The sequence below is a fragment of the Cellulomonas palmilytica genome (assembly GCF_021590045.1).
GTDB classification, from domain to species: Bacteria; Actinomycetota; Actinomycetes; order Actinomycetales; family Cellulomonadaceae; genus Cellulomonas; species Cellulomonas palmilytica.
Genome location: NZ_CP062221.1, coordinates 1,112,034 through 1,135,582 on the forward strand (window position 1 = coordinate 1,112,034; position 23,549 = coordinate 1,135,582).

At 74.9% G+C, this 23,549-nt stretch carries 11 protein-coding genes; 7 read left to right on the forward strand and 4 right to left on the reverse strand.

The features are described from left to right. Nucleotides 1-65 precede the first annotated feature (65 nt). Nucleotides 66-3,872, reverse strand: coding sequence for a S8 family serine peptidase (locus F1D97_RS17475; RefSeq protein ID WP_317618958.1), 3,807 nt, complete (start codon nucleotides 3,870-3,872; stop codon nucleotides 66-68). 535 nt (nucleotides 3,873-4,407) lie between these two features. Between F1D97_RS17475 and F1D97_RS05290 the strand changes: the two genes are divergently transcribed. Then, nucleotides 4,408-5,064 carry a ribonuclease H family protein gene (locus F1D97_RS05290; RefSeq protein WP_236122748.1) on the forward strand — a complete coding sequence of 219 codons (657 nt, stop codon included), beginning with the start codon at nucleotides 4,408-4,410 and terminating at the stop codon, nucleotides 5,062-5,064. A gap of 621 nt (nucleotides 5,065-5,685) precedes the next feature. Here the strand turns inward: F1D97_RS05290 and F1D97_RS05295 are convergent. Together F1D97_RS05295 and F1D97_RS05300 are read right to left on the reverse strand one after the other, a co-directional pair. Further along, nucleotides 5,686-9,612, reverse strand: a complete 3,927-nt coding sequence (locus F1D97_RS05295; RefSeq protein ID WP_236122749.1) for a S8 family serine peptidase — start codon at nucleotides 9,610-9,612, stop codon at nucleotides 5,686-5,688. A 200-nt stretch (nucleotides 9,613-9,812) separates the two neighbouring features. After that, on the reverse strand, nucleotides 9,813-10,367 hold the full coding sequence (locus F1D97_RS05300; RefSeq protein ID WP_236123494.1) for a protein-L-isoaspartate O-methyltransferase family protein: 555 nt from the start codon (nucleotides 10,365-10,367) through the stop codon (nucleotides 9,813-9,815). Between the two features lie 286 nt (nucleotides 10,368-10,653). On the opposite strand from F1D97_RS05300, the gene F1D97_RS05305 reads away from it, so the two are divergent. From F1D97_RS05305 to F1D97_RS05335, 6 genes are all read left to right on the forward strand, one after another. Then, nucleotides 10,654-12,543, forward strand: a complete 1,890-nt coding sequence (locus tag F1D97_RS05305) for a GMC oxidoreductase (RefSeq protein ID WP_236123495.1) — start codon at nucleotides 10,654-10,656, stop codon at nucleotides 12,541-12,543. A 417-nt stretch (nucleotides 12,544-12,960) separates the two neighbouring features. Then, the gene (locus tag F1D97_RS05310; RefSeq protein ID WP_236122752.1) at nucleotides 12,961-14,571 is read left to right on the forward strand and encodes a D-alanyl-D-alanine carboxypeptidase family protein; all 1,611 of its coding nucleotides are present in this window, start codon (nucleotides 12,961-12,963) and stop codon (nucleotides 14,569-14,571) included. Between the two features lie 390 nt (nucleotides 14,572-14,961). Continuing rightward, nucleotides 14,962-15,948 (forward strand): ATP-binding protein, encoded by a 987-nt coding sequence (locus tag F1D97_RS05315; protein WP_236122754.1) that lies wholly within the window; start codon nucleotides 14,962-14,964, stop codon nucleotides 15,946-15,948. Nucleotides 15,949-16,408: 460 nt separating this feature from the next. After that, nucleotides 16,409-16,846, forward strand: coding sequence for an OsmC family peroxiredoxin (locus F1D97_RS05320; protein WP_236122756.1), 438 nt, complete (start codon nucleotides 16,409-16,411; stop codon nucleotides 16,844-16,846). A 513-nt stretch (nucleotides 16,847-17,359) separates the two neighbouring features. Then, entirely contained in the window at nucleotides 17,360-17,599 is a 240-nt protein-coding gene (locus F1D97_RS05325; RefSeq protein ID WP_236122757.1) for a FeoA family protein, read from the forward strand. Nucleotides 17,600-18,019: 420 nt separating this feature from the next. Then, nucleotides 18,020-21,235, forward strand: coding sequence for an FAD-binding and (Fe-S)-binding domain-containing protein (locus tag F1D97_RS05335; protein WP_236122760.1), 3,216 nt, complete (start codon nucleotides 18,020-18,022; stop codon nucleotides 21,233-21,235). A 142-nt stretch (nucleotides 21,236-21,377) separates the two neighbouring features. Here the strand turns inward: F1D97_RS05335 and F1D97_RS05340 are convergent, their stop codons facing one another. Beyond that, nucleotides 21,378-23,468 (reverse strand): HNH endonuclease signature motif containing protein, encoded by a 2,091-nt coding sequence (locus F1D97_RS05340; protein ID WP_236122761.1) that lies wholly within the window; start codon nucleotides 23,466-23,468, stop codon nucleotides 21,378-21,380. Between the last annotated feature and the right edge of the window lie 81 nt (nucleotides 23,469-23,549).

Consider the following 23,549-nt stretch of genomic DNA (forward strand, 5'->3'; position numbering starts at 1 on the left):
CCGCGACACCCCGTCGCGAGTCCGCGGCGCCGGTCAGACCGACGCGCGGGTGAGGGTCAGCGCGATCAGCGCGTCACCGTGAGGGTCGCCGTCTTCCACGAGCTGCCCGTGTAGGCCGAGCCCGCGTAGGACGCCGTCAGCGAGTGCTTGCCGACCGCCAGGGTCTTCGGCAGCGTGATCGTGACCTTGCCGGTCGTGCCGGTCACCTTGAGGGTGCCCGTCGCGATCACCTTGCCGTTCTCCTTGATCTCGACCTTGCCCGTCGGCGCCTTCGACGCGCCCTTGACCGTGACGACCGCCTTGGCGGCCGTGCCCTTCTTCACGGTCGTCGGGGACAGCGTCAGCGAGGTCGTGGTCTTGGACTTCGTGACCTTGACCAGCGCCGAGGTCGACGACTGGTACGCCGTCGCGCTCGTCGGCGTGAAGACCGCCTTGTAGGAGTGCGACCCGAGGGTGACCGCGACCTTCGTCGTGGCCTTGCCCTTCGAGACGGACACCTTGCCGAGCGACTTCTTGCCGTCGAAGAACTCGACCTTGCCCGCCGCCGCGGTCGGCGAGACCGTCGCGGTGAGGGTGGCCTTGTCGGTCGGCTTCGCGCCCGGCGTGAACGTCAGCTTCGTCGTCGTGCGGGCCGGGACGGAGACGTCCACGACCTGCGCGCGCGACGAGCCGGCGTTGTGGTGCTGCAGGACGAGCAGCTTGCCGGACGTGGCCGTGCCGGAGCGGTGCACCGGGATCGAGACGCCGTCGTCACCGACGGACAGGACGAAGTCGTCCGTCTCGAACCAGAACGGGGCGTCGAACGGCGACACCGTGAACGGCGCGACCGCGTCGACGACCTCGTCGCGGGCGTACGGCGAGTACGTCCACACCTGGACGGTCGGCGAGGTGCCGGACTCGATGCCGGCGTACTCCAGACCGATCGGCGCGACGAGCACGTTGCTGTCGAACAGGCCCGTGTCGGCGCCGATGACGCCGTTGACGTACTGCCAGTCGACGGGCCCGTCCTCCGGGTCGCCGTTCAGGTCGTACGTCAGGACGACCGTGACGTCGACCTCCGGGTCGAGCTTCGTGACGATCGACTGCAGGTCCGCCTCGCCGTCACCGTCGGTGTCGATGTCGATCACCGGGATCACGGCGTTGCCGATCGACGCCCAGTCGCCGTCCACCGCGATGCCGATGTTCAGCGTCGCGTAGTCCGACGGCAGGCCCAGCTCCTCGAAGTACTGCGCGTTCGAGGACCAGCCGACGTAACGCAGGTCGCCCGAGGCGATCGCCGACGCGGAGGTCGTGAGCGACGCGTCCTTCTCGAGGCGGGGGCTCGTGCGCGCCAGGATCAGCGGCGACGTGAGCGACGTCCAGCCGCCCGCGTCGACGCCACGGCCCGAGAGCGCGAGCTCCGAGTCGAGCGACGAGCCGCTGAACGTGACCTTCGACGCCGACAGGTCGGACACGAGGCGCGGCGCGGCCTGGACGGGCACGCGCAGCTCCTGGTCGTCGTCCGTGGACGTCAGCACGACCCGGCCGGAGAGCGTCGTGACGTACTCGCGCTCGAAGCCGTACTGGTCGAGCTCCTGCGTCGGGTCGATCTCGCGCTCGAGCGTGCTCGGGTCGAGCGTGAGGGTCAGCGTGAGCGTCGCCTCCTTGCCGCCCGCGGGCACCGTGACCTGCGCGGGCGTGACGGTGATGTCCGCGCCGCCCGCCGTGGACGCCGCGACGAACGCGGTGTCGTACGTGCGGTCCGCCGAGCCGAAGTTGGCGACCTTGACCGTGGCCTTGCGGGTCACGACCTCGTCCGCCACGTCGACCACGCCGAACGCCACGGACACGAGGTTCCGGTCGTCCGAGCTGTACGCGATGACGTCGGTGTCGACCGCGGCGCGCGCGTCCACGCGGCCGGAGCCGACGCGCTCGGGGCCGTACGCGAGACCGGCGCCGCCGGCCTCCGTCGTCACGTCGTGCGTCGCCGTGTTCATGACGGCCGCCTTGACCTGCGCGGCCGTCCAGGCCGGGTGCTCCGCGCGGACCAGCGCGGCGATGCCCGCGACGTGCGGGGTCGCCATCGACGTGCCCGAGAGCACGTGGCCCGCGGCGCCACCACCGGACGCGGCGGACAGGATGCTCGTGCCGGGGGCCGCGACGTCAGGCTTCACGATGCCGAGCGAGCCGTGCACACCGCGCGACGAGCCCGAGTTGAGCAGGTCACCCGCGCCGTCCTGCGAGCCCGCCATCGCGAGACCCGGGCCGATCGTGAGGGTCAGCGTGCCGGCCTCGACCTCGGCCATGAGCGCCTCCGTCGCGGTCTTCGTCATCTGGAAGCCGGGGATAGCGGCGTTGCCCGCGATGCCCGCGGAGAACACGGCGACGTCCGTGGGCAGCAGCACGCCCGCGGCGCCCGCGTTCGACGCGTTGTTGAAGCGCACCGCCGAGCCGCAGACCCGGTTCGGGGTCTCGTCCCACCACAGGTACGCGATCTTGCCCTCGACCGCGTCGGCCTGCTCCGGCGTGAACGTCGCGCAGCCGTCGAAGTCCTCGCCGAGGAACACGACGGGAGCCGTGACGTCGTCACCCGCGTACGCGACCGAGTTCTGGCCCGACACCGTCGTGCCGATCAGGTCGGCGTCGTCCGCCTCCTCGACGCGCGCGGCGTCGAGCACCGGCGCACCGACCGAGTTGGCGACCGTCAGCGAGCTCGCCGCGTTGCCCGGCGCGCCACCGACGTCCGTGATGTCGCCCGCGTTGCCGGACGCGACCGCGACGACGACGCCGAGGTTCGTCAGCTTGTCGACGAGCACGTTGTCCGGGTCGTCGGCCGGCGAGCCGTCCGAGCCGAGCGACATGTTCACGACGTCGACGTGGTCGGAGAAGTCACCGTCGCCGTTCGGGTCCGCCGCGCGGTCGAGCGCGAGGGCCGTGACGTCCGTCGAGCCGCCGATGTCGCCGAAGACCTTGAAGGCCCAGATCGACGCGCGCGGCGCGGAGCCGGGGCCGACCTTCCAGCCGGACAGGTCCGTGAGCTCGGCGTAGTCGCCGTCGAACGTGTCGCCGTCCGGCGTCACGCCGTAGCCCGCGGCCGTGCCGGCCACGTGCGTGCCGTGGCCCGAGTTCGGCGAGGTCGACAGCGAGTCGATCGGGTTCTCGTCGGGCGTCGGGACGTCCGTCGAGCCCGGCTCCTCGAGGCTCGCGTCGTACAGCGGACCCGCGAAGTCGTAGCCGCCGAGGTACTTGGCGGCGTCGAACCAGGCCGGGTCGACCGGCTGCGTGCCGTCCTCGCCGTACGCCTCGTCGTACGCCTCCTGCGTGCCCAGCCCGCCGAACGCGGCGTGCGTGTAGTCCAGGCCCGTGTCGATGACGGCGATGGTGACGCCCTCACCGGTGTTGCCGGTGTCCTGCCAGGTCTGCAGCGCACGCGTGAACGCGTCCGTGTTCGAGTTCATCGGCTTCTTGGTCGCGACGCGGTAGATCGCGGTGACCTCGTCCGACGAGGCGAGGGCCGCGATCTTCTTCGCGTCACCCGTGACGAGCGTGCCCGCCATGAGGTTGGTGACCGTGCCGAGACGCTTCGGCGTGGCCGTGCCCGCGTTCTTCGCGGTGAGCTCCGCGGGGACGACGTCCTCCGCGAGCTCCTGGGTCGTCTCGGCGGCGTCGAGCACCGCGTCGGCGCCCTTCGCCGCGACGTCGACGCCGGCGGCCGTGTCGAGCGCGACGAGCGCCGTGATCTGGCCGTCGTCCTCGGAGAACCCGATGGCCTTGCGGGCCTCGGCGAGCGACGTGGTGACGCGCGAACGGTCGGGACGGTCGGAGAGGTCCGGCCCGGACGGCGCGGCGGTGGCGGACGTGGCGAGCAGCGCGCTGGAGAGCGCGACGGACACCGCTGTGGCTGAGGCGAGGACTGATCGCCGGACTGGTCGTGACATGCGTGTCCCTTCGTGGATCTCTCGGGACGTCCGCGGTGCCGTGCCGACCGTCGTGGGCGGCACGAAGCAGACGTGCGGCGCACGTTACTGATCGGTAGACCGGTTCGTGCGGTTCTTAACCAGATCGAAACACTCGTGTCTTGCCTGAGGCACATGTCCGGATCGACCAGGAAGATCGCGGACGGCGACGTCTGCGCGCCGGTCGCGGCGTCCGGCGGCGGCCCCGGTCCCGGACCCGGTACCGGACGGGACGGTGGACGGACTCGCGGGACGCGACCGGAACGGGTGGCGAGAGGCGACGGTGGCCGCGGTGTCGGAGGGGACGGGCGGTCCGGTGGCCGGGATGTCGGAGGGAGTCGGGTTGGACGCGGTGCTGGACGGGGCTGCACGTGGTGCCGCGCGCGGCGGTGGTCGGGGAGAGCGCGGTGGAGCTGCCGTGGTGGTGGACGCCCGGCGCGGGTGGGCGGCGAGGTGGCCGACAATGGGCGCGATGATCACCGTGAGCACCGACGGCTCCTGCCTGCGCAACCCCGGCGGCGCGATCGGCTGGGCGTGGGCCAACCACGACGGCACGAGCGCGAGCGGGGGCGCCACCTCCGGAACCAACCAGATCGCCGAGCTCACCGCCGTGCTCGAGGCGATCCGCGCGCACCCCGGACCCGAGCCGCTGCGCATCGAGGCGGACTCGCAGTACGCGATCAAGTGCTCGTCGGAGTGGGTGCACAACTGGCGCCGGCGCGGCTGGCGCACCGCGAGCGGGGGGCCCGTGCAGAACCTCGCGCTCGTCCAGGCGATCGACCGCGCGATCAGCGAGCGCACCGGACCGGTGACGTTCTCCTGGGTGCGCGGTCACCGCGGCGACCGCTTCAACGAGCGCGCCGACGAGCTCGCGGGCATCGCCGCCCGCGCCGCCCGCTCCGGCACCCTCCCGACCCCCACCCCCTCCCCGGCCACTACCCTCCCCCCGGCCCCCACCCGCGCGCCGAGCCCTCCAGTCCTCGACCCCGCGGTTGCTCCGGCTGTGACCACCGAGACCCTGAGCAACCCCGGTCTCGCCAGGACGACCGCCGCCGACCCCGTTGTTGCTCCGGCTGTGCGCGCCGATACCCGGAGCAACCCCGGTCTCGACATGGACCCGCTGTTCTGACCCTCCCTGGCCATCGCCGATCTGCCGCCTCCGATCCGGCCGCCTCCGATCCGGCCGTCACCGATCCGGCCCTCACGGATCGGGCCATCACCGATCTGGCCCTCACCGATCCGGCCGTCACCTATCCGGACGGCTCGCCGATCCGGCACTGACCCCCGCTGAGCGCGCCGACCGGTCGCTCCGAGACCTCGTCGGCCCCCTCCTTCGACCCCGTGGTCGCTCCGGCTGTGTGCGGCGGGGTCCGGAGCGACCCCGGGCTCGGCGGGACGGCCACGCCCACCGTTGACCCCGTGGTTGCTCCGGCTGTGGGCGATGGGACCCGGAGCAACCCCGGTCTCGTCGGAACAGTCACCGTCGACCCCGTGGTCGCTCCGGGTAGGAGCGTCGAGAGCCGGAGCGACGGCGGTCTCGGCGGGACCGGTCGGGCTGCGGCGCGGTCGGGCTGCGGCGCGGTCGGATGCGGGGTGGGCGGGGTGTGGTCGGCGGGGCACGCGACCCGGTCCTGCGCGAGGGGGACGTGCGCGACCCCGCGGTGCTCCGGCTCGTCGTGCTGGGCCGGAGCGACCGCGGGGTCGGCGTGAGCGGCGTCCTCAGGTCAGGTGGGTCGAGGGCGCCGGGTGGTCAGCGGCGGACCGTGACCGTGACCGCGCCCGTGGAGGCCTCGGTCGTCGCGCTGCCGGGGTAGGTCGCCGTCAGCGTGTGCTTGCCGGGGGCCAGGTCACGCACGGTGACCTTGGCCGTCCCGGTGAGCCCACGTGCCGACAGCTTCGCGGTCCCCAGCTTCGTGCCGCCCTCGGACAGCGTCACCGTGCCGGACGGTGCGGCCGTCGCACCGACCACGGTGACGACCGCGGTGAGCGGACCGCCCGGACCGCTCGGCCCGCCCTTGCCCCCGGAGGGGAGGGTCGCCGAGCGGGACGCACCGCCGAACCCGTCGACCTTCACCGAGGTCGTCGTCGCCGACTTCCCGACCGTCAGGCTGACGGGTGCGGACGTCGACGCGAGGTACGACGAGCCGCGGTCGGGCACGAACGACGCCGTGAGCGAGTGCTCCCCGATGCCGAGCGCGACCGACGCGGTGGCCTTCCCGCGGTGCACCTTCTGCACCGCGAGCAGCTTGGTGCCGTCGCGGAACGCGACCGACCCCCTCGCAGTGGCCGGTGCGACGGTCGCGGTCAGCCTCGCCTTCGAGCCGTACGACGTGCCGCCGCTGACCGCGAGGGTCGTCGTCGTGCTCGTCGGGACGGTGACGTCGACGACCTGCACGCGCTTGCCGTCGCGGTTGTGGTGCTGGAACACCAGCAGGTCGCCGCTCGTCGCGTCGGCCGACCGGTGCACGGGGATGCTCACGCCGTCCGCGCCGTCGGTCGAGACGAGCGACGCGCGGTCGTTCTCGAACCAGAACGGCGGGTCGTACGGGTCGGTCGTGAACACGTCGGCCTCGTCGACCACCGAGTCGTCACCGCCGTACGGCGAGTACGTCCACACGGAGATGGTCGGCGTGTCCCCGGGCGCGATGCCCGTGGCGCCGAGCGAGATGGGCGCGACCAGCACGTTCGAGTCGAAGACGCCGGTGTCGACGTCGCCGAACTCGTAGTTGATCGGCTCGATGTCGACCGCCGGTGCGCTCGCGGGCGCGTTCAGGTCGTACGTCGTGACGACCGTGAGGTCGATCGCCTCGTCGAGCTTCCACACGATCGACTCGAGGTCGAACGTGCCGTCGCCGTCGACGTCGATGTCGATCACCGGGTAGACCGCGAGGCCGAGCGAGGCCCAGTTCCCCTCGGTCGCGATGCCGACGTTGAGCAGGCCGTCGTCCTGCGGGTCGGCGCCGAGCGCCTCGACGTACGGCGCGGTCGACGACCAGCCGACGTACCGGAGGTCACCGGAGCGCACCGCCGACCGCGACGTCCCGAGCGTCGCCTCGTTCGGCAGGCGCGGGCTCGTGGCCCCGAGGATCAGCGGCGTGGTGAGCGACTGCCAGCCACCGGACGCGACGCCCCGGCCCCGGAGCGCCAGCCCGGCGGTGTCCGCGGACCCCGTGAACGTGACGTCCTTGGCCTTGAGGTCGCTCACGATCCGCGGCGCGGCCTGGACCGGGACGCGCAGCTCGTCGTCGCCGGACCGCGAGTCGAGCACGAGCCGGCCGGTCAGCGCCGCGACGTACTCGCGCGGCAGACCGCCCTGCTCGAGCGACGACGTCGGGTCGATGTCCCGCTCGAGCGTCGCCGGGTCCACGGACAGCGTGAGCGTGACCGTGGCCTTGCCGCCGCGCGGGACGGTGACGCGCTTCGGCGAGACGGAGACCGTCGCGCCGCCCGTGGTGGACGCGGCGGCGAACGACGCGTCGTAGCTCTGGGTCGTGCGGCCGAAGTTGCGGACCGTGACCGTGGCCGTGCGCGTGACCTTCGTCGGGCCGACATCGACGACCCCGAACGTCACCGAGGTGAGCGCCGGGTTCTTCGCGTTGTACGCGACGACGTCCGTCTCGACCGCGGCGAGCGCGTCGACCCGGCCGGCACCGACGCGCTCCGGCCCGTAGGCCAGGCCGCCGCCGTCGGGTTCGGTCGTGACGTCGTGCGTCGCGGTGTTGACGATCGCGGCCTTGACCTCGGTCGGCGACCAGCGCGGGTGCGCGGCCCGCACCAGGGCGGCGATGCCCGCGACGTGCGGTGCGGCCATCGACGTGCCGGACAGGACGTGCCCCGCGGTGCCGCCGCCGGACGCGGCGGACAGGATGCCCGTGCCGGGCGCCGCGACGTCGGGCTTCACGACGCCGAGCGAGCCGTGCACACCGCGCGACGAGCCGTCGTTCAGCAGGTCCTGCGCACCGTCGAGCCGGCTGCTCAGGGCGAGGCCCGGGCCGATCTCGAGCGTGAGCGTCCCGGCCTGGATCTCCGGCAGCAGCGTGTCGGTCGACTGCTTCGTGAGCTGCGCGCCGGGGATCGTCGCGTTGCCCGCGATGCCCGCGGAGAACACCGTGAGCTCCGTGGGCAGCACCACGCCGACCGCGCCCGCGGCCGTCGCGTTGTTGAAGCGGGCCGCCGAGCCGCAGCGGCGCGACGTGTCGTCGTCGTCCCACCACAGGTACGCGATCTTGCCCGCGACCGCGGCGGCCTGCGCCGCGGTGAACGCCGTGCAGCCGTCGAACGTCGCACCGACGTACGCCACGGGCGCCTCGACGTCCGGCCCGCCGTACGCGACCGAGTTCTGCGCGGGCAGCAGGTCGCCCTCGAGCGCGTCGTCGGATGCGGCCGTGACCTTCACGGCGTCCAGCGCGGGGGTGGCCACGGAGTTCGCGACCGTCAGGGCGCTCGGGGAGTTGCCGGGCGCACCGCCGATGTCGGTGATGTCGCCCGCGTTGCCCGCCGAGTTCGTGACGAGCACGCCGAGCTTCGTCAGCTCGGTGACCAGGAGGCTGTCGGGGTCGTCGGCCGGGGCGCCGTCGCCGCCGAGCGACATGTTGACCACGTCGACGCGGTCGGACAGGTCACCGTCGCCGTTCGGGTCGGCGGCGCGGTCGAGCGCGAGGCTCGTGAGGTCCGTGGACCCGCCGATGTCACCGAACACCTTGAACGACCACAGCAGCGCGCCGGGCGCCGAGCCGGGGCCGACCTCCCAGTCGGACACGTCGGTCAGCGACGTGTAGTCGCCGCGGAACGTGGCGCCCGTGGCGTCGACGCCGTAGCCCGCCGCGGTGCCCGCGACGTGCGTGCCGTGACCGGAGTTCGAGGACGTGGACAGCGCGTCGATCGGGTTCTCGTCGGGCGTCGGGACGTCCGTGGAGCCCGGCTCGTCGAGGCTCGCGTCGTACAGGGGGCCGGCGAAGTCGTAACCGCCGGCGAACTTCGCGGCGTCGAACCAGGCCGGGTCGACGGGCTGGGTGCCGTCCTCGCCGTACGCCTCCTCGTACGCCTCGACCGTCCCCGCGCCGCCGAACGACGCGTGCGTGTAGTCCAGGCCCGTGTCGATGACCGCGAGGCTGATGCCCGCACCGGTCTGGCCCGTGTCCTGCCACGCCTGCAGCGCCTTCGTGAACGCGACGGTCGACGAGTTCGTCGGCCGCTTCTCCATGACTCGGTAGATGGCCGTGACCTCGTCCTTCGACGCCAGCGCGCGGATCTTCGCGGCGTCACCGCTGACGAGCGTGCCCGCGACGAGGTTGGTGAGCGTGCCGACGCGCTTGGGGGTCGCCGACCGCGCGTTCTTGGTCGTCAGCTCGGTGGGGACGACGGCCTCCGCGACCGCCTCCGTCTGCGCGGCGGCGTCCTGCACGGCGTCCTTGCCCTGCGCGGCGACGTCGACCCCGGCGGGGGTGTCGAGGGTGACGAGCGCGGTGATCTGACCCGTCGCGCCCGTGATGCCGACAGCCTTGCGGGCCTCGGCGAGCGTCCTGTCGACCCGTGACGGGTCGATGCGGTGGTCGGCGGGGGACGGTGGCCCTGGTGGGGCGGCGGTCGCGGAGGTCGCCAGGACCCCGGTGGTGAGCGCGACCGACAGCGCGGTGGCTGCGGCGAGCGTGGAACGACGTGCTGGTGGACGTGACATGTGCACCCCTGGAGTCGTGGGTTCTCACGGAGCGTCCCGCGTGATCGTCGGACCGGCGATCGTCCTCGTCCCCCTTCGGCGGTCATGCAGCACGCCCGACGCACGTTACTTACCGGTACGTCCTGCGTCATCCGATAGACCCGAATTGGGTCGGCGTGAGCCGGCGGCGGCCGACGCCCCCGGAGCCGGTCCCAGGCGGCTCAGCGCAGCGGCACGAACGCGTACGAGCCGTGCGTCGAGTCGTCGACCTGCCCGTCCGCCCGCACGACGAGGTGCATGGTCGACCGCACGGGCAGCACCAACCGCCCCGGGTCCGCGAGCATCCCGACGAGCACGTCCGGCAGCTCCCGCGCGGCCGCCGAGACCAGGACCCGGTCCCAGCCGCCCTCGCGCGGCCGCCCGAGCGTGCCCGGACCGGCCCGCTCGAGCCGCGCACGACCCACCCGCCCCGGGGGCTGCGCGACGAACCGCGCGAGGTTCTGCGCGCCCCACGCCGCGATCTCGTCGTCCAGCTCGAGGCCCAGCACCTCGCCGTCCGGTCCGACGAGCCACGCGAGCAGCGCCGTCGTCCACCCCGACCCCGCGCCCACGTCGAGCACCGTCGCGCCGCGCGGCACGTCGAGCAGGCGCAGCATCGCGGCGACCGTGCTCGGCTGCGAGCCCGTCGAGCCGCGCCACAGCGGCAGCGCCCGGTCCTCCGCCGCGTGCGCGCGCTGCGCGGGCGGCAGGAACTCCACGCGCGGCACTGCCCGCATCGCGGCGGCCACCCGGTCGCTCGTCGAGGGCGCGCCGGGCTCGAGCTCGTGCTCGTCGTGCTCGTGCTCGTCGTGCTCGTGCTCGTCATGCTCGTGCTCGTCGTGCATGGCGCCTCCGTCGCCTCGGGCGAGGTGGGGTCCGCCCGGTTCGTCGGGTCGACGACGCGCGCCGCACGTGGCGGTGGCGGCGCACGCCGTGCTCACCACCGACACTAGGCGGGTGACCGCCCCCCGGACCACGACGACGTCGTCCACCCCGCCCGCGACCGACGCCCCGAGCGGCGGCATGCTCGACGCCGACGTGGTCGTCGTCGGGTCCGGCTTCGGCGGCAGCGTCGCCGCGCTGCGGCTCACCGAGAAGGGCTACCGCGTGCTCGTCGTCGAGGCGGGCCGCCGCTTCACCGACGAGACCCTGCCGCGCACCTCGTGGGACGTGCGGCGGTTCCTGTGGGCGCCGCGGCTCGGCTGCACCGGTATCCAGCGCATCCACGTGCTCCCGGACGTCGTCGTGCTCGCGGGGGCGGGCGTCGGCGGCGGCTCGCTCGTCTACGCGAACACGCTGTACGAGCCCGAGCGCGACGAGTTCTGGGACGACCCGCAGTGGGCGGGCATCACCGACTGGCGCGACGAGCTCGCGCCGCACTACGACCAGGCGCGCCGCATGCTCGGCGTCGTCGACAACCCGACCGTGACGCCCGCCGACGAGGTCGTCCGCGCCGCCGCGCGGGACCTCGGCGTCGGTGCGTCGTTCCGGCTCGCGCCCGTCGGCGTCGTGTTCGGGCGCGACGGCCGGCTCGAGCCCGGGCAGGCCGTGCCCGACCCGTTCTTCGGCGGCGTCGGCCCGGACCGGCGCGGGTGCACGCAGTGCGGGGCGTGCATGACGGGCTGCCGGTTCGGCGCCAAGAACACGCTCACGACGAACTACCTCGCGCTCGCCGAGCGCGCGGGGGCGCGCGTCGTGCCCCTCACGACCGTCACGTCGGTGCGGCCCGCGGCCGACGGGACGTGGCAGGTCGACGTCGCCGCGACCGGGCACCCGCGGCGCGGCCGGCGGACGCTGCGCACCGGGCAGGTCGTGCTCGCCGCCGGGGCGTGGGGCACGCAGGCGCTGCTGCACGGGCTCAAGGCCGACGGTGTGCTGCCCGAGCTGTCCGACCGGCTCGGCCACCTCACGCGCACGAACTCCGAGGCGCTCGGCGGCGCGGTCGCGCGGTGGCGGGACCGGCGCACCGCGCCCGACCTGACGCAGGGGGTGGCGATCACGTCGTCGGTGTGGCTCGACGAGCGCACGCACCTCGAGCCCGTGCGGTACGGGCGCGGGTCGAACCTCATGGGGCTGCTGTCCACGGTCCTCACCTCGGGCAGGACCCGCGCTGGGGACTCCGGTGCTGGGGACTCCGGTGCCGGCGGGCCGGGTGCTGGCGGGTCCGGTGCCGGCGGGTCCGGTGCTGGTGGGGCCCGTCCCGCGGGAGGGTCGGGTGCCGGTGGGGCGCGGGTCGAGCGGGCGTTGCGGTGGGTCGGGACCGTCGCACGGCACCCGGGACAGGTCGCGTCGCTGCTGCTGGGCATCGGGTCCTGGTCGCAGCGCACCGTGATCGGGCTCGTCATGCAGACCGGTGGCGCGTCGATCGTCGTGCGCCCCCGCCGCACGTGGCGCGGCACGGTCCGGCTGACGTCCACGCCGGGGGAGGGCGAGCCCAACCCCACCTGGATCCCGCAGGCGCACGCCGCGTACCGGGCGATGGCGCGGCGGCTCGGCGGGTTCGCGGCGTCGAGCCTCGCGGAGGTCGTCGACGTGCCCATGACGGCCCACTTCATCGGTGGCTGCACGATCGGGCGGACCCGCGACGACGGCGTGGTCGACCCCTACCACCGCGTGCACGGCTACCCCGGGCTCCACGTGCTCGACGGCTCGACGATCTCGGCGAACCTCGGCGTGAACCCGTCGCTCACCATCACCGCGCAGGCCGAGCGGGCGTGCGCGCTGTGGCCCAACCGGGGCGAGCCCGACCCGCGCCCGGCGCCCGGCCGCCCCTACGCGCGCGTCGCACCCGTGGCACCGGCGCGTCCCGTCGTGCCGGCCCACGCGCCGGCCGCCCTGCGCCTCACGCCCGTGCGGCCTCCCGGGCCCCCGGGTCCCGCCGGGGGCTCGGGCGGCGACGTGGGGGAGATGTGACGGCCACCACGGCACAGCCGCGGCCGCGGGCATCGGGGGGCCTGTGTCCAGTTCGGGCGGGTTGGTGCGTTTGTGCAGGTCGGGACGGTCCGACGAGCGGGTGAAGACGTTCCTGTGACCCAGACGACACGCCGCCTCGGCCGGGTGAAAAGTGTGGCGGAGGTGTGATGACGAGACCGGGTGAGGCCGGACTGGTCACATGTCCGAATCGAGAGAATCGTTCCCGAGGCGCTCGTCGGCGGAACTGACCGCTGACCTGCCGCGACGGCCACGCGGGCCGCCGAAGCCCTTGCGTGGCCCGTCGCGGCCCGCGGCGCCGGGCGTGTCCGACATGTGCGATCCGGGTTCGAAACCCTTCGCACAACCTTGACCTCACGTCACGAGGTTCACCGTCCGACGGTTCTTAGCGTGGAGGCGATGAGTGACGAGCCGCAGCGCCGGCGCACGTCCGGCAGCGGCCGCCACGCGGCTGCCCCGGCCCGCCCGCGCCCCTTCCGGATCACCCCTGGCCGAGTGGCCAAGGGGTTCGTCGTCGTCGCCCTGACGGGTTCGCTCGGTGCGTTCGTCGCGCAGAGCACCGCGGCGGCGAGCTCCGAGCGCACCGCCATGCTCGAGGCCCGTGCGGCCGTCGCGGGCGCCGCGTTCGAGGCCATGCAGACCGCGCACGAGGCCAGCCTCGCCGCCGAGGACGTGACGCTCGACGACGAGTCCCTCGCCGCGCTCGAGGCCGCGACCGCCGAGCTCGAGGACCTCCTCGACGAGGCCGGCGTCGCGGACCTGCGTCGCGCCCAGGCCGCATCGCGCAGCGGGTCGCGCACGTCCGCCGACGGCACGGCGAGCGCGCGGTCCGGTGCCAGGGACGCCGCGACGAGCGCTCCCGGTGCTGCCGGCGCGGGCGCTGCTGGTGCTGGTGCTGCTGGTGCTGGTGCTGGTGCTGGTGCTGCTGGCGCTGGTGCTGCTGGCGCGGGTGCCGCTGACGCTGGCGGCTCTGACGCCGGTGCTTCTGCCGGCGCTGCTGACGCCGGTGCCGGTGCCGATGCCGGTGCGGGTGCCGCCGCGAGCGAGACCCCCGCGTCCAGCGGCCCGCTGCTGAGCGCCTCGCAGGACCTGCTCGGCCCCGCCGGGGCCGGATCGGCCGACGCCGGCTCGTCGTCGGCGCCGCCCGTGGCCGGCTCCGAGGCGTCCGCTGCGACCGAGCCCGAGCCGTCGTCGTCGGGAGCCCCCGCGGCCGACGCGGCCGCCGACGAGGTCGACAAGGCGACCGGCAAGGCGACCGGCAAGGCGACCGGCAAGGCGACCGGCAAGGCGAACAGCCCGGAGGCCGAAGCGCCGCAGGGCGTGGACGCGATCGAGATCCCGCCGGTCGAGGGCCCCGAGGACGCCACGACCCGCAAGATCCGCCTGGCCCTCGAGCGCGTCGTCGAGCTCAGCGGCGAGGTCCTCGAGACCGCCGAGGAGGAGCGCGTGCGCATCGCCGCCGAGCAGGAGGCCGCGCGGCTCAAGGCCGAGCAGGATAAGGCCGCCGCCGAGGCCGCGGCCGCCGCGAAGAAGAAGGCGGAGGACGAAGCCGCCGCGAAGGCCGCCGCCGAGGCCGCAGCCGCCGAGCGTGCCGCATGGAAGCAGTCGCTCGTCGGGTACGCGAACGGCCGGATCCCGTCCTCGGCGCTGTGCGCGCTGTCGTTCGACGCGGGCCACATGCTGCGCTGCGACGCCGCCGAGGACCTGGAGGCGCTCGACGTCGCCTACCACGCCGCCTTCGGCTCGCACCTGTCCATCACCGACTCCTACCGCTCCTACGGCGCGCAGGTCACCTGCCGCGCGACCAAGGGCTGGCTGTGCGCGACGCCCGGCACGTCCAACCACGGCACCGGCATCGCGGTCGACCTGGGCGGCGGCATCCAGTCGTTCGGCGCGTCGCAGCACCTGTGGATGAAGGAGCACGCCGACGAGTTCGGCTGGGCACACCCCGCGTGGGCGCGCGCGGGCGGCAGCAAGCCCGAGGCCTGGCACTGGGAGTACGTGCGCTGACGCCCGCCCCGAGCCGCCCCGGCGAGTCGAGGCCGTGCCAGGGCCGAGCTCGCTTGTGCCGGGGGTGTGCGTGGGTCGGCCGCGCGTGTGCCGGGGTATGGGTCGGCCGCGCTGTGTGCAGGCGTGCGTGGCGGGTGCGGACCGACGGTGCTTGTCGGTGCGGACCCGAACGGTGGGGTGCTCGTGGGTGCGGAACGGCGGGGGTGCTCGTCCGCGCGGACCGACGGTGGGGTGCTCGTGGGTGCGGAACGGCGGGGGTGCTCGTCCGCGCGGACTGACGGTGCGGGCTGACGGTGCGGACTGACGGCGTGGACCGACGGCGCGGTCGTCTGCGCGCGTGACCCGTGCGGCGCTGTCGCGCCCGGTCGCCGCGCCCCTAGCATCGGTGACATGCCTGCCCCGGGTCGTGCCTGGCCGCTGGTCGGCCGCGCCGCCGAGCTCGATGACCTCGAGGTCCAGCTCACCGAGGCGACGGACGGCCCCGGCGGCGCCGTGCTGCTCGAGGGCGAGGCCGGGGTCGGGCGCACGAGCCTCGTCGACGAGCTCGAGTCGTGCGCGCGGCTGCTCGGCATCCGCGTGCGCTCCGGGCGGACCGCGCTCGGTGAGCTCGGCCGCTCCGTCGACGACGGGCACGCGCGGCTCGTCGTGCTCGAGGACGTCCACGCGTGGGACGACGGCGAGCTCGCCGTCCTCGCCGAGGCGTCCGCCGACGGCTTCCCCGCACGCACGCTCGTCGTGCTGACCCTGCGCCCCGTGCCGCACCGTGCCGCCGTCACGCACGTCGTGTCCCGGTGGACCCGCGCCGGCGCGCGCTACCTGGAGCTGCGGCCGCTGCCGTCGCCGTCCGCCGTGGAGCTCGCCGAGGCGATCGTCGGCGCGAGCCTCGGCCCCGCACTGCGCGGCGCGGTCTCGACCGCGGGCGGCAACCCGCGGTTCGTCGTCGACATCGTCACCACCGCGCACGACACCGGAACGCTCGGCGCCGTCGAAGGCGGTGTGGACGCCGTCGTGCCCGGGTGGCGGGGCGAGGTCGAGCAGACCGTGCGGGAACGCCTCGCGTACCTGGGGCGCGACGTGCTCGGGCTGCTCTCCACCGCGTCCGTGCTCGGGGTCTCGTTCGTCGTCGTCGACCTCGCCGCGCTCGCGGACCAGAACGTCGAGGACGTGTGGCGCACCCTGCGGCACGCGCTCGCGGCGGGCGTCGTGCAGGCGCGCGGGGACCGGCTCGTGTTCCGGCACGACGTCGTGCGCGCCGCGCTGTACGGCGGCATTCCCGACGACGAGCGGCGCCGGCTGCACGAGCGGGCCGCCTGGACGCTGCGCGAGGCGGGCGCGCCGCGAGCCGTGGTGAGCGCGCACCTCGAACGCGCCCGCTGACCTCGTCGCCGGCGCCTCGAGCCGTGGCTCCCCGCAGGTCCGGGCGCGCCGTCGCCGGACGCCTGCCCGCGCCGCCCGAAGCCGTTCCCGCCGGGCTGCCGCGGCCCGACTCCGTCCGTTCCGAGGCGGGCACGAGCTCGTCGTCCCCGAGGCCACGAGCTCGTCGGTCCCTGAGGAGGTCGTGAGCGCTCGTCGGTCCCTGAGGCGGGCACGAGCTCGTCGTCCCCGAGGCCACGAGCTCGTCGGTCCCTGAGCGGCCAGCCGCCATGGGCCGCTCACGGCGCCCCGCGGCGTCCGAGGCGTGGCCGCCCGGCTGCGGCCGGCCGTCGCCGCGCCTAGCGTGGACGAGCCGGGCCCAGGACGTCGCCCGATGCGCGGCGTCGCGAACCCGGCACACCCGCCGACCGCACCCGACCGCGGCCGCCGGTGCACGTCCACGTCCACGACGAAGGAGCACTCCATGCCCACGCGCAGCGCCCACACCTCCTGGCAGGGGACCCTCGCCGACGGCGGCGGCCGCGTCGAGCTCACGAGCTCCGGCGCCGGTGCCTACGACGTCTCGTTCCCGCGCCGCGCGGCCGACGAGGCCGGTGGAGTCACCAGCCCCGAGGAGCTCATCGCCGCGGCGCACTCGTCCTGCTACGCGATGCAGCTGTCCGCACTCATCGGCGAGGCCGGCGGCACTCCCGTCGCACTCGACGTGAAGGCCGACGTCACCCTGCGTCCCGACCCCGCGGGCGGCTTCCGCATCTCCGGCATCGCGCTCACCGTGCGCGGCCAGGTCGAGGGCCTCGACGCCGACGGCTTCCGCGCCGCCGCCGAGAGCGCCAAGGCCACCTGCCCCGTGAGCAAGGCCCTCACCGGCACCGAGATCACCCTCGACGCCGCCCTCGCCTGACGGACCCTGTCGACGGCTTCGCCCTGCGCTGGCCCAGCCGCACCTGCGGCACCGTGCCGCCGCGCTCGGCGGGCCGCTGACTGTCCGGTCCTGCCTACGGCTCGGCCATGTCGCCCGTCCTGGCCCGCCCTGCCACCCCGCGCCGGTCGTCTGGCTGTGCCGGCTGCCTGGGTTTGTCGGTCGCCTGGCTGCGCCGGTCGCCTGGCTGCGCCGGTCGCCTGGCTGCGCCGGTCGCAGGGGTAGCAACTCGCCCTGGCCGGACTCGGCGCGGTCTGCCGTGCGCTCGGGTTGCCGTGCGCTCGGGTTGCCGTCGGTTCGGGTTGGCGTCGGTTCGGGTTGCCGTCGGCTGGGGTTGCCGTCGGTTCGGATGCGTGTGTCGGGTGGTCCGCCCGTGTGAGGTGCTGTCCGTCTGGCCTTGCGCGCGTTGACCTGCGGTTTCGCCGGTCTGGGCCGGGTTCCTCGGAGGACCTCCGGCCCAGACCGGCGACTCGTCCGCCCCGTACCGTCGCGGGCGTGGACCTCGCCGAGGGGACACCGGGCGACGCTGCCAGGGCTGTCCGCATCGACCTCGACACCGCGATGCGTCGCCGGTGCCGGGGCCTCGGGCTTGCCCCCGGCTCGGTCACGCACGTGACCCACCGCGGCGGCCTCGGCGGTCGCGAGGTCGGCCTCGGCACGGATCGCTTCGCCCTCGACTCCTGGGCCTGCGTCCGCCGCTACGTCTCCCCGGTCCAGGGCCTCGACCCGGCCTGACCCGCCGGCCCGCCCGTCCTGCCCAGCCCCGCCCGTCTTGGCCAGTGCCGCTCGGCCCGCCTGGCCCCGTCCGCCTTGCGGGGCCCGCCCGTCCCGCCCGCCCCCGCCCCGTCCCGCCTGGCCACGCCCGTCTTGCCTGGCCCCGCCTGCCTGGCCCCGCCCGCCTGCCTGGTCCCGCCCGTCCTGCCGGGCCCTGCCCTGGGCCCGCTGGTCTCGGGCCGGTCGACCCCGGACCCGTGTGCCACGCGTCGTCGCTCGGGACTCGGCGCCGCGTTCGTCGTCGCTTCCTGGTCGGTCGGTGAGGTCGACCTCGAGCTCGTCGTTGCTCCGGGGTCGATCTCGAGCTCGTCGTCGTGGTGTGCCGGGGTTGGCGTCCGGTCCTCGGGTGGTCCCGGGACGCCCGGACGCGGTGGTGCGAAGATGCCCCCCGTGACTGCTGTGGCCGACGACACGCGTGCGGGGACCGACGACGTCCGAGCGCTCGTCTCCGAGCTCCGGTCCGCGGTGCGCGGCGCGGTCGACGACTCGTCCCGCCGCCGCGCCGAGTACTCGACCGACGCGTCGAACTACCGGGTGGTCCCGCAGGTCGTCGTGTTCCCGCAGGACACCGACGACGTGGAGGCGGCCCTCGCGGTCGCCCGCGCGGCGGGTGCGCCGATCACCGCGCGCGGCGCGGGCACGTCGGTGGCGGGCAACTCCGTCGGACCCGGGGTGGTCCTCGACTTCTCGCGGCACGTCAACCGCATCCTCGAGGTCGACCCCGAGGAGCGCACGGCGCGCGTCCAGCCGGGCGTCATCATGGCCGCGCTCCAGAAGGCCGCCGCGCCGCACGGGCTGCGGTTCGGCCCGGACCCGTCGACGTGGACCCGCGCGACCCTCGGCGGGATGATCGGCAACAACGCGTGCGGACCCCGCGCCGTCGCCTACGGCCGGACCGCCGACAACGTCCTCGCTCTCGACCTCGTCGACGGCACGGGTCGACGCATCGGGGCGCGCTCCGGCGAGGGCGCGCTCGACGTCGTCCCCGGTCTGCCCGAGCTGGTGCGCGGCAACCTCGACCTCCTGCGCACCGAGCTCGGCCGGTTCGGCCGCCAGGTGTCCGGCTACTCGCTCGAGCACCTGCTGCCCGAGAGGGGCACCGACCTCGCGAAAGCGCTCGTCGGCACCGAGGGCACCGTCGGCACACTGCTCGAGGCCAAGCTCCGGCTCGTCCCGGTCGCGGCCGCGCCCGTGCTCGTCGTGCTCGGCTACCCGGACATGCCCGCTGCCGCCGACGCCGTGCCCGCGCTCCTGGCGCACCGGCCGATCGCGATCGAGGGCATGGACGCGCGGCTCGTGGACGTGGTCCGACGCGTCCGCGGCGCCTCAGCCGTCCCCGACCTGCCGCCCGGCGCGGGGTGGCTCATGGTGGAGGTCGGCGGTGACACGCTCGACGAGGCTCTCGACCGCGCCCGCGCCCTGGCCGCCGACGCCGGCACCCCGGCCGTCGGCCTGTTCCCGCCCGGGCCCGAGGCGACCGCGATGTGGCGCATCCGCGAGGACGGCGCCGGTCTCGGCGGTCGCACGCCGTCGGGCGAGCAGGCGTGGCCCGGGTTCGAGGACTCTGCCGTCCCGCCCGAGAAGCTCGGCGGGTACCTGCGCGACCTCGACGCGCTCATGGCCCGGCACCGGGTCGACGGCCTCGCGTACGGGCACTTCGGCGACGGGTGCGTCCATCTGCGCATCGACATCCCGCTCGAGCGCTCGGGCGACCCGCTGCGCGCGTTCATGCAGGACGCCGCCGAGCTCGTCGCCTCCCACGGCGGTTCGCTGTCCGGTGAGCACGGCGACGGCCGCGCCCGCTCCGAGCTGCTGCCCGTCATGTACTCGCCGCGCGCCATCGGGGTGTTCGGGCAGTTCAAGGCGCTGCTCGACCCGAAGGGCCTGCTCAACCCCGGCGTGCTCGTCCGCCCCGCGGCGGTCGACGCCGACCTGCGCCGCCCCGCCGCGCGCCCGCTGCCCGCGACCAGCGGCTTCTCCTTCGCGCACGACGCCGGCGACATGACCACGGCCGTCCACCGTTGCGTCGGCGTCGGCAAGTGCCGCGCCGACTCCACCGCCGCGGGCGGGTTCATGTGCCCCTCGTACCTCGCGACGAAGGACGAGAAGGACTCGACGCGCGGTCGCGCCCGCGTGCTCCAGGAGATGGCGAACGGCTCGCTCGTGTCGCGCGGCTGGTCGTCGCCCGAGGTGCACGAGGCCCTCGACCTGTGCCTGAGCTGCAAGGCGTGCTCGTCGGACTGCCCTGCGGGCGTCGACATGGCGCAGTACAAGTCCGAGGTGCTGCACCGTACATACCGCCGCAGGCTGCGTCCGGTGAACCACTACGCGCTCGGCTGGCTCCCGCGGTGGGCGCGCCTGATCACCGGTCTGCCCGGCATCGCGCCCCTGGTCAACGCCGTCCTCGGCGTCCGCCCGATCGCCAAGATCGTCCTCGCCGCCGGTGGCATGGACACCCGCCGGAGGATGGTCGCGTTCGCCGACGAGCCCTTCCGCCGCTGGGTGCGCCGCGAGGGCGCCGCCCAGGTCACCCGCACCCCCTCGTCCTCCGCGGCCGCGCTGGCGCCTGCCCCGACGACGCAGGCTGCGTCGTCGACCCCGCACTCCGACTCGACGAGCACGCAAGCCGGCTCGTCGAGCACGCCGGCTGGTTCGTCGAGCACGCCGGCTGGCTCGTCGAGCGCGCCGGCTGCCGCGCCGAGCACGCCAACCGCCTCGACGACGCCCACGTCCTCGACCCCGCAGCGCGCTTCGACGTCGACGCCTGCCGCCGCGTCGACCGCGCCGCCCGCCTCGTCGGGTGTCGGCGCCGACGGCGGTGCGCGGCCGCGTGTGCTCCTGTGGACCGACTCGTTCAGCGACGCGCTCGCACCGAAGGTGGCTCGGGCCGCCGTCGCCGTGCTCCGGGACGCCGGGTATGAGGTCCTCGTGCCGGACCACCAGGCGTGCTGCGGTCTGACGTGGATCAGCACGGGCCAGCTCGAGGGTGCCCGGCACCAGCTCGAGCACCTGCTCGAGGTGCTCGGGCCGTTCGCCGTGAACGGCATCCCGATCGTGGGGCTCGAGCCGTCCTGCACCGCCGTGCTGCGTTCCGACCTGCGTGACCTCCTGCCCGACGACCCGCGCGCCGTCGCCGTCGCCCGCGAGACCCGCACGCTCGCCGAGCTGCTCACGGCGCCCGCACCGATCGGCCCGGGCGACCGCTGGCAGGTGCCCGACCTGTCCGACGTCACCGCCGTCGTCCAGCCGCACTGCCACCACTACTCGGTGATGACCTGGACCCCCGACCGCCGACTCCTGACCGACGCGGGGGCGACGTTCTCCGCGATGGCCGGCTGCTGCGGGCTCGCGGGGAACTTCGGCATGGAGAAGGGCCACTACGACGTCTCGGTCGCGGTCGCGGAGAACTCGCTGCTGCCGGCCCTCCGTGCCGCCGCCCCCGGCGACATCTACCTCGCCGACGGCTACTCGTGCCGCACGCAGGCCGACCAGCTCGCCGGCGTCGAGGGCCTGCACCTCGCGGAGCTCCTGGCCTCCCGCCTCGGCTCACGCGCCACCACGGTGACCCACGACTCCGCCGACCCCGCTCCGGCCTGAGCTGACCGCGGTGCCGCGTCTGTCGGGCCCGGGTGGGCCGGCGCGCTGTTCGTCACGTCGGGATGTCGTGACCCGCGGTGGCGGCCAGGATGCTGTCGGCGGGAGGCGGGCGATGTCGCTCCGACCCGGGCCAGCCGTTCTCTCAGGGGACTGCCGCGCTCTGACGCGTCGCTTCCGTGTCCGCGAGCAGTGCCGCGTTGCCCGTGTGGCCCCGGGCGACCGCGCCGGCAGCACCCGGTGGGGCGGGAGCGTTGTACGCGCGACCCGACCGGGTCCGGAACGTGTAGCGCGCCCCTGCTGACCCGACCCCGGATGGCGTGAGGACGACAACGCTGGTCCCCGTGGTCCCCGTGGTCCCCGTGGTCCCCGTGGTCGCCGTGGTCCCCCTGGTCCCCGTCGTGCCCGTGGTCCCCGTGGTGCCCGTGGTGCCCGTGGTGCCCGTGGTGCTCGGCGCGTGGCTACCCGCGTCGGGCTCGGGCGCGGCCGGACGGCCGGGCACCGCACGATCCGGCTGTCGGGGCCCGGCCAGCACGCGCTGGGTGGGGGCGTGGCGTTCGACCGCGAGGTCGAGCCGGTGGACCTCGTGGTGGTGGAACGAGCACAGGAGGACGGCGTTGACGAGGTCTGATGTGCCACCGTCGCGGTGCCACCACGCGATGTGGTGGACCTCGCAGTAGGCAGGTGGCACCGAGCACCCGTTCCAGGCGCATGCGCGGTCGCGCGCGACCACGGCGAGCCGCTGCGCTGGTGTGAACGAGCGTCGGGTCCGTCCGACGTCGAGCGGCCTGCCGGCCGCGTCCATCACCACACGCGTCATCGCGCAGTCGCACAACGCGGTCGCCAGCTGGGTCGACGACAGCACCGCACCGTCGTCCGTCACTGCGGGTGGCAAGGTGAGGGTGGCCGAAGGGCGAGACGGTGGCTCCTCCGACACGGAGCCGGAAGGTCGGTGTCTCCGCGCCGCGCGCCGTCGGAGCTCGACCCACGTCTCGGCCGGCACGAGCAGCGACACGTGGGGGACGGCTCGCCCGGCACCGTGCGACCCGTCGGCGGACTGCGGACGCTCGCCGTCACCGCGGACCTCGTCGAGAGAATCGGCGACGGTCTGGACCTGCCGTATCGAGGACGACGACGAGGCGTCGCGCGCCGTGCCGGCTGCCGAAGCGTCGCTCGCTGCGGTGGAGGTGGGCGCCCCCGGAACCCCGGCGGGCGCGCCGGTGCTCGGTTCGCTCGTGGACGCGATGCCGGCGATTGCGACCCCGGACGTCGCGCGCGCCGGCGCAGTGTCCTGCGCCGTACAGACGGAGGTGCCCGGGGTCGGCGCTCCGAGCCGGACGGCGTCCGGCGTCTGCGGCCCGCGTGCAACGGCGCCCGGCGTCGTCGCTCGAGGTGCGACGGCCAGGGGTGCGGCCGTGGAGGGGTGGGCGGCGAGGGCGGTCAGGGCGTCGGCGCGCGCCTGCTCGGGAGTGCGGTCCTCGTCCGGACGGTGGCCGGTGGCGTCGAGGGCACGCTGCAGAAGGCGACCCGCGACGGGGTCGAGGCGACCGCGCAGGTGGGTGCCGTCCGGCGCGTGGGTCAGGACGAGGAAGCGCGCGCGGTGCTGGGCGGCCCGCTGGTCCTCGAGGTGGTCGTCGTCCTGCTCCGCGACCCAGGCGGTGAGGGTGCGGCCGAACTCGCGTGCGTCGACCCCGCGGGCGAGCTCGATGACCGCCGCCTGGCCCTGCGGGGCGCGCAACGCCTCGGCGACCGCCGCCGGTGCCTGCTCCAGCGTGCGCGCGAGGACGTCGACGTGCCCGTCGCGCACGACGCCCTCGGTCATCGCGTCGCGCACCGCGGGCAGGCGGGTCAGTGCCTCGGCGGACCGCACCTGCCCGGCGACCTGCCACCGCGTCGAGCCGGTGAGCCGCGCGCGGGTGTCCGCGAACTCGCGCTGGGCGCCGACCGCGGCGGCGGCGGACTGCTGCGCCGCGAGCACGGGTGAGCGGACGACTGTCACGAGCGCCGCGATGCGGTCGAGCGTCCCCAGTGCCCGTGCGCGCTGGGGGCCGGACCAGTCGTCGGCTCGCCCGGCGGCCGCCGCGAGGGTCGCGAGCCGGGCGCGCACCCGCTCGAGCTCGACGAGCAGCTGGTCGGGCGCGAGGCCTTCGCCGCGGCTGCGTGCCGGCAGCGCCGAGGGGGTGACGGCGCGTCCCGCTCCGTCACCCGATTCGGACACTCCCGGCGAATCGAACACGTGTACGACACTAGCGACCATGCAAGCCCGGTGGAGCGTCTGTCGAGATCTGTGGACGAGCAGGCGTCAGGCGTCACTCGC

Coding starts and splice junctions, on each gene's coding strand:
- F1D97_RS05290 (WP_236122748.1), top strand. CDS start 4,408: ATGATCACCGTGAGCACCGACGGCTCCTGCCTGCGCAACCCCGGCGGC.
- F1D97_RS05295 (WP_236122749.1), bottom strand. CDS start 9,612: ATGTCACGTCCACCAGCACGTCGTTCCACGCTCGCCGCAGCCACCGCG.
- F1D97_RS05300 (WP_236123494.1), bottom strand. CDS start 10,367: ATGCGGGCAGTGCCGCGCGTGGAGTTCCTGCCGCCCGCGCAGCGCGCG.
- F1D97_RS05305 (WP_236123495.1), top strand. CDS start 10,654: ATGCTCGACGCCGACGTGGTCGTCGTCGGGTCCGGCTTCGGCGGCAGC.
- F1D97_RS05310 (WP_236122752.1), top strand. CDS start 12,961: ATGAGTGACGAGCCGCAGCGCCGGCGCACGTCCGGCAGCGGCCGCCAC.
- F1D97_RS05315 (WP_236122754.1), top strand. CDS start 14,962: ATGCCTGCCCCGGGTCGTGCCTGGCCGCTGGTCGGCCGCGCCGCCGAG.
- F1D97_RS05320 (WP_236122756.1), top strand. CDS start 16,409: ATGCCCACGCGCAGCGCCCACACCTCCTGGCAGGGGACCCTCGCCGAC.
- F1D97_RS05335 (WP_236122760.1), top strand. CDS start 18,020: ATGCCCCCCGTGACTGCTGTGGCCGACGACACGCGTGCGGGGACCGAC.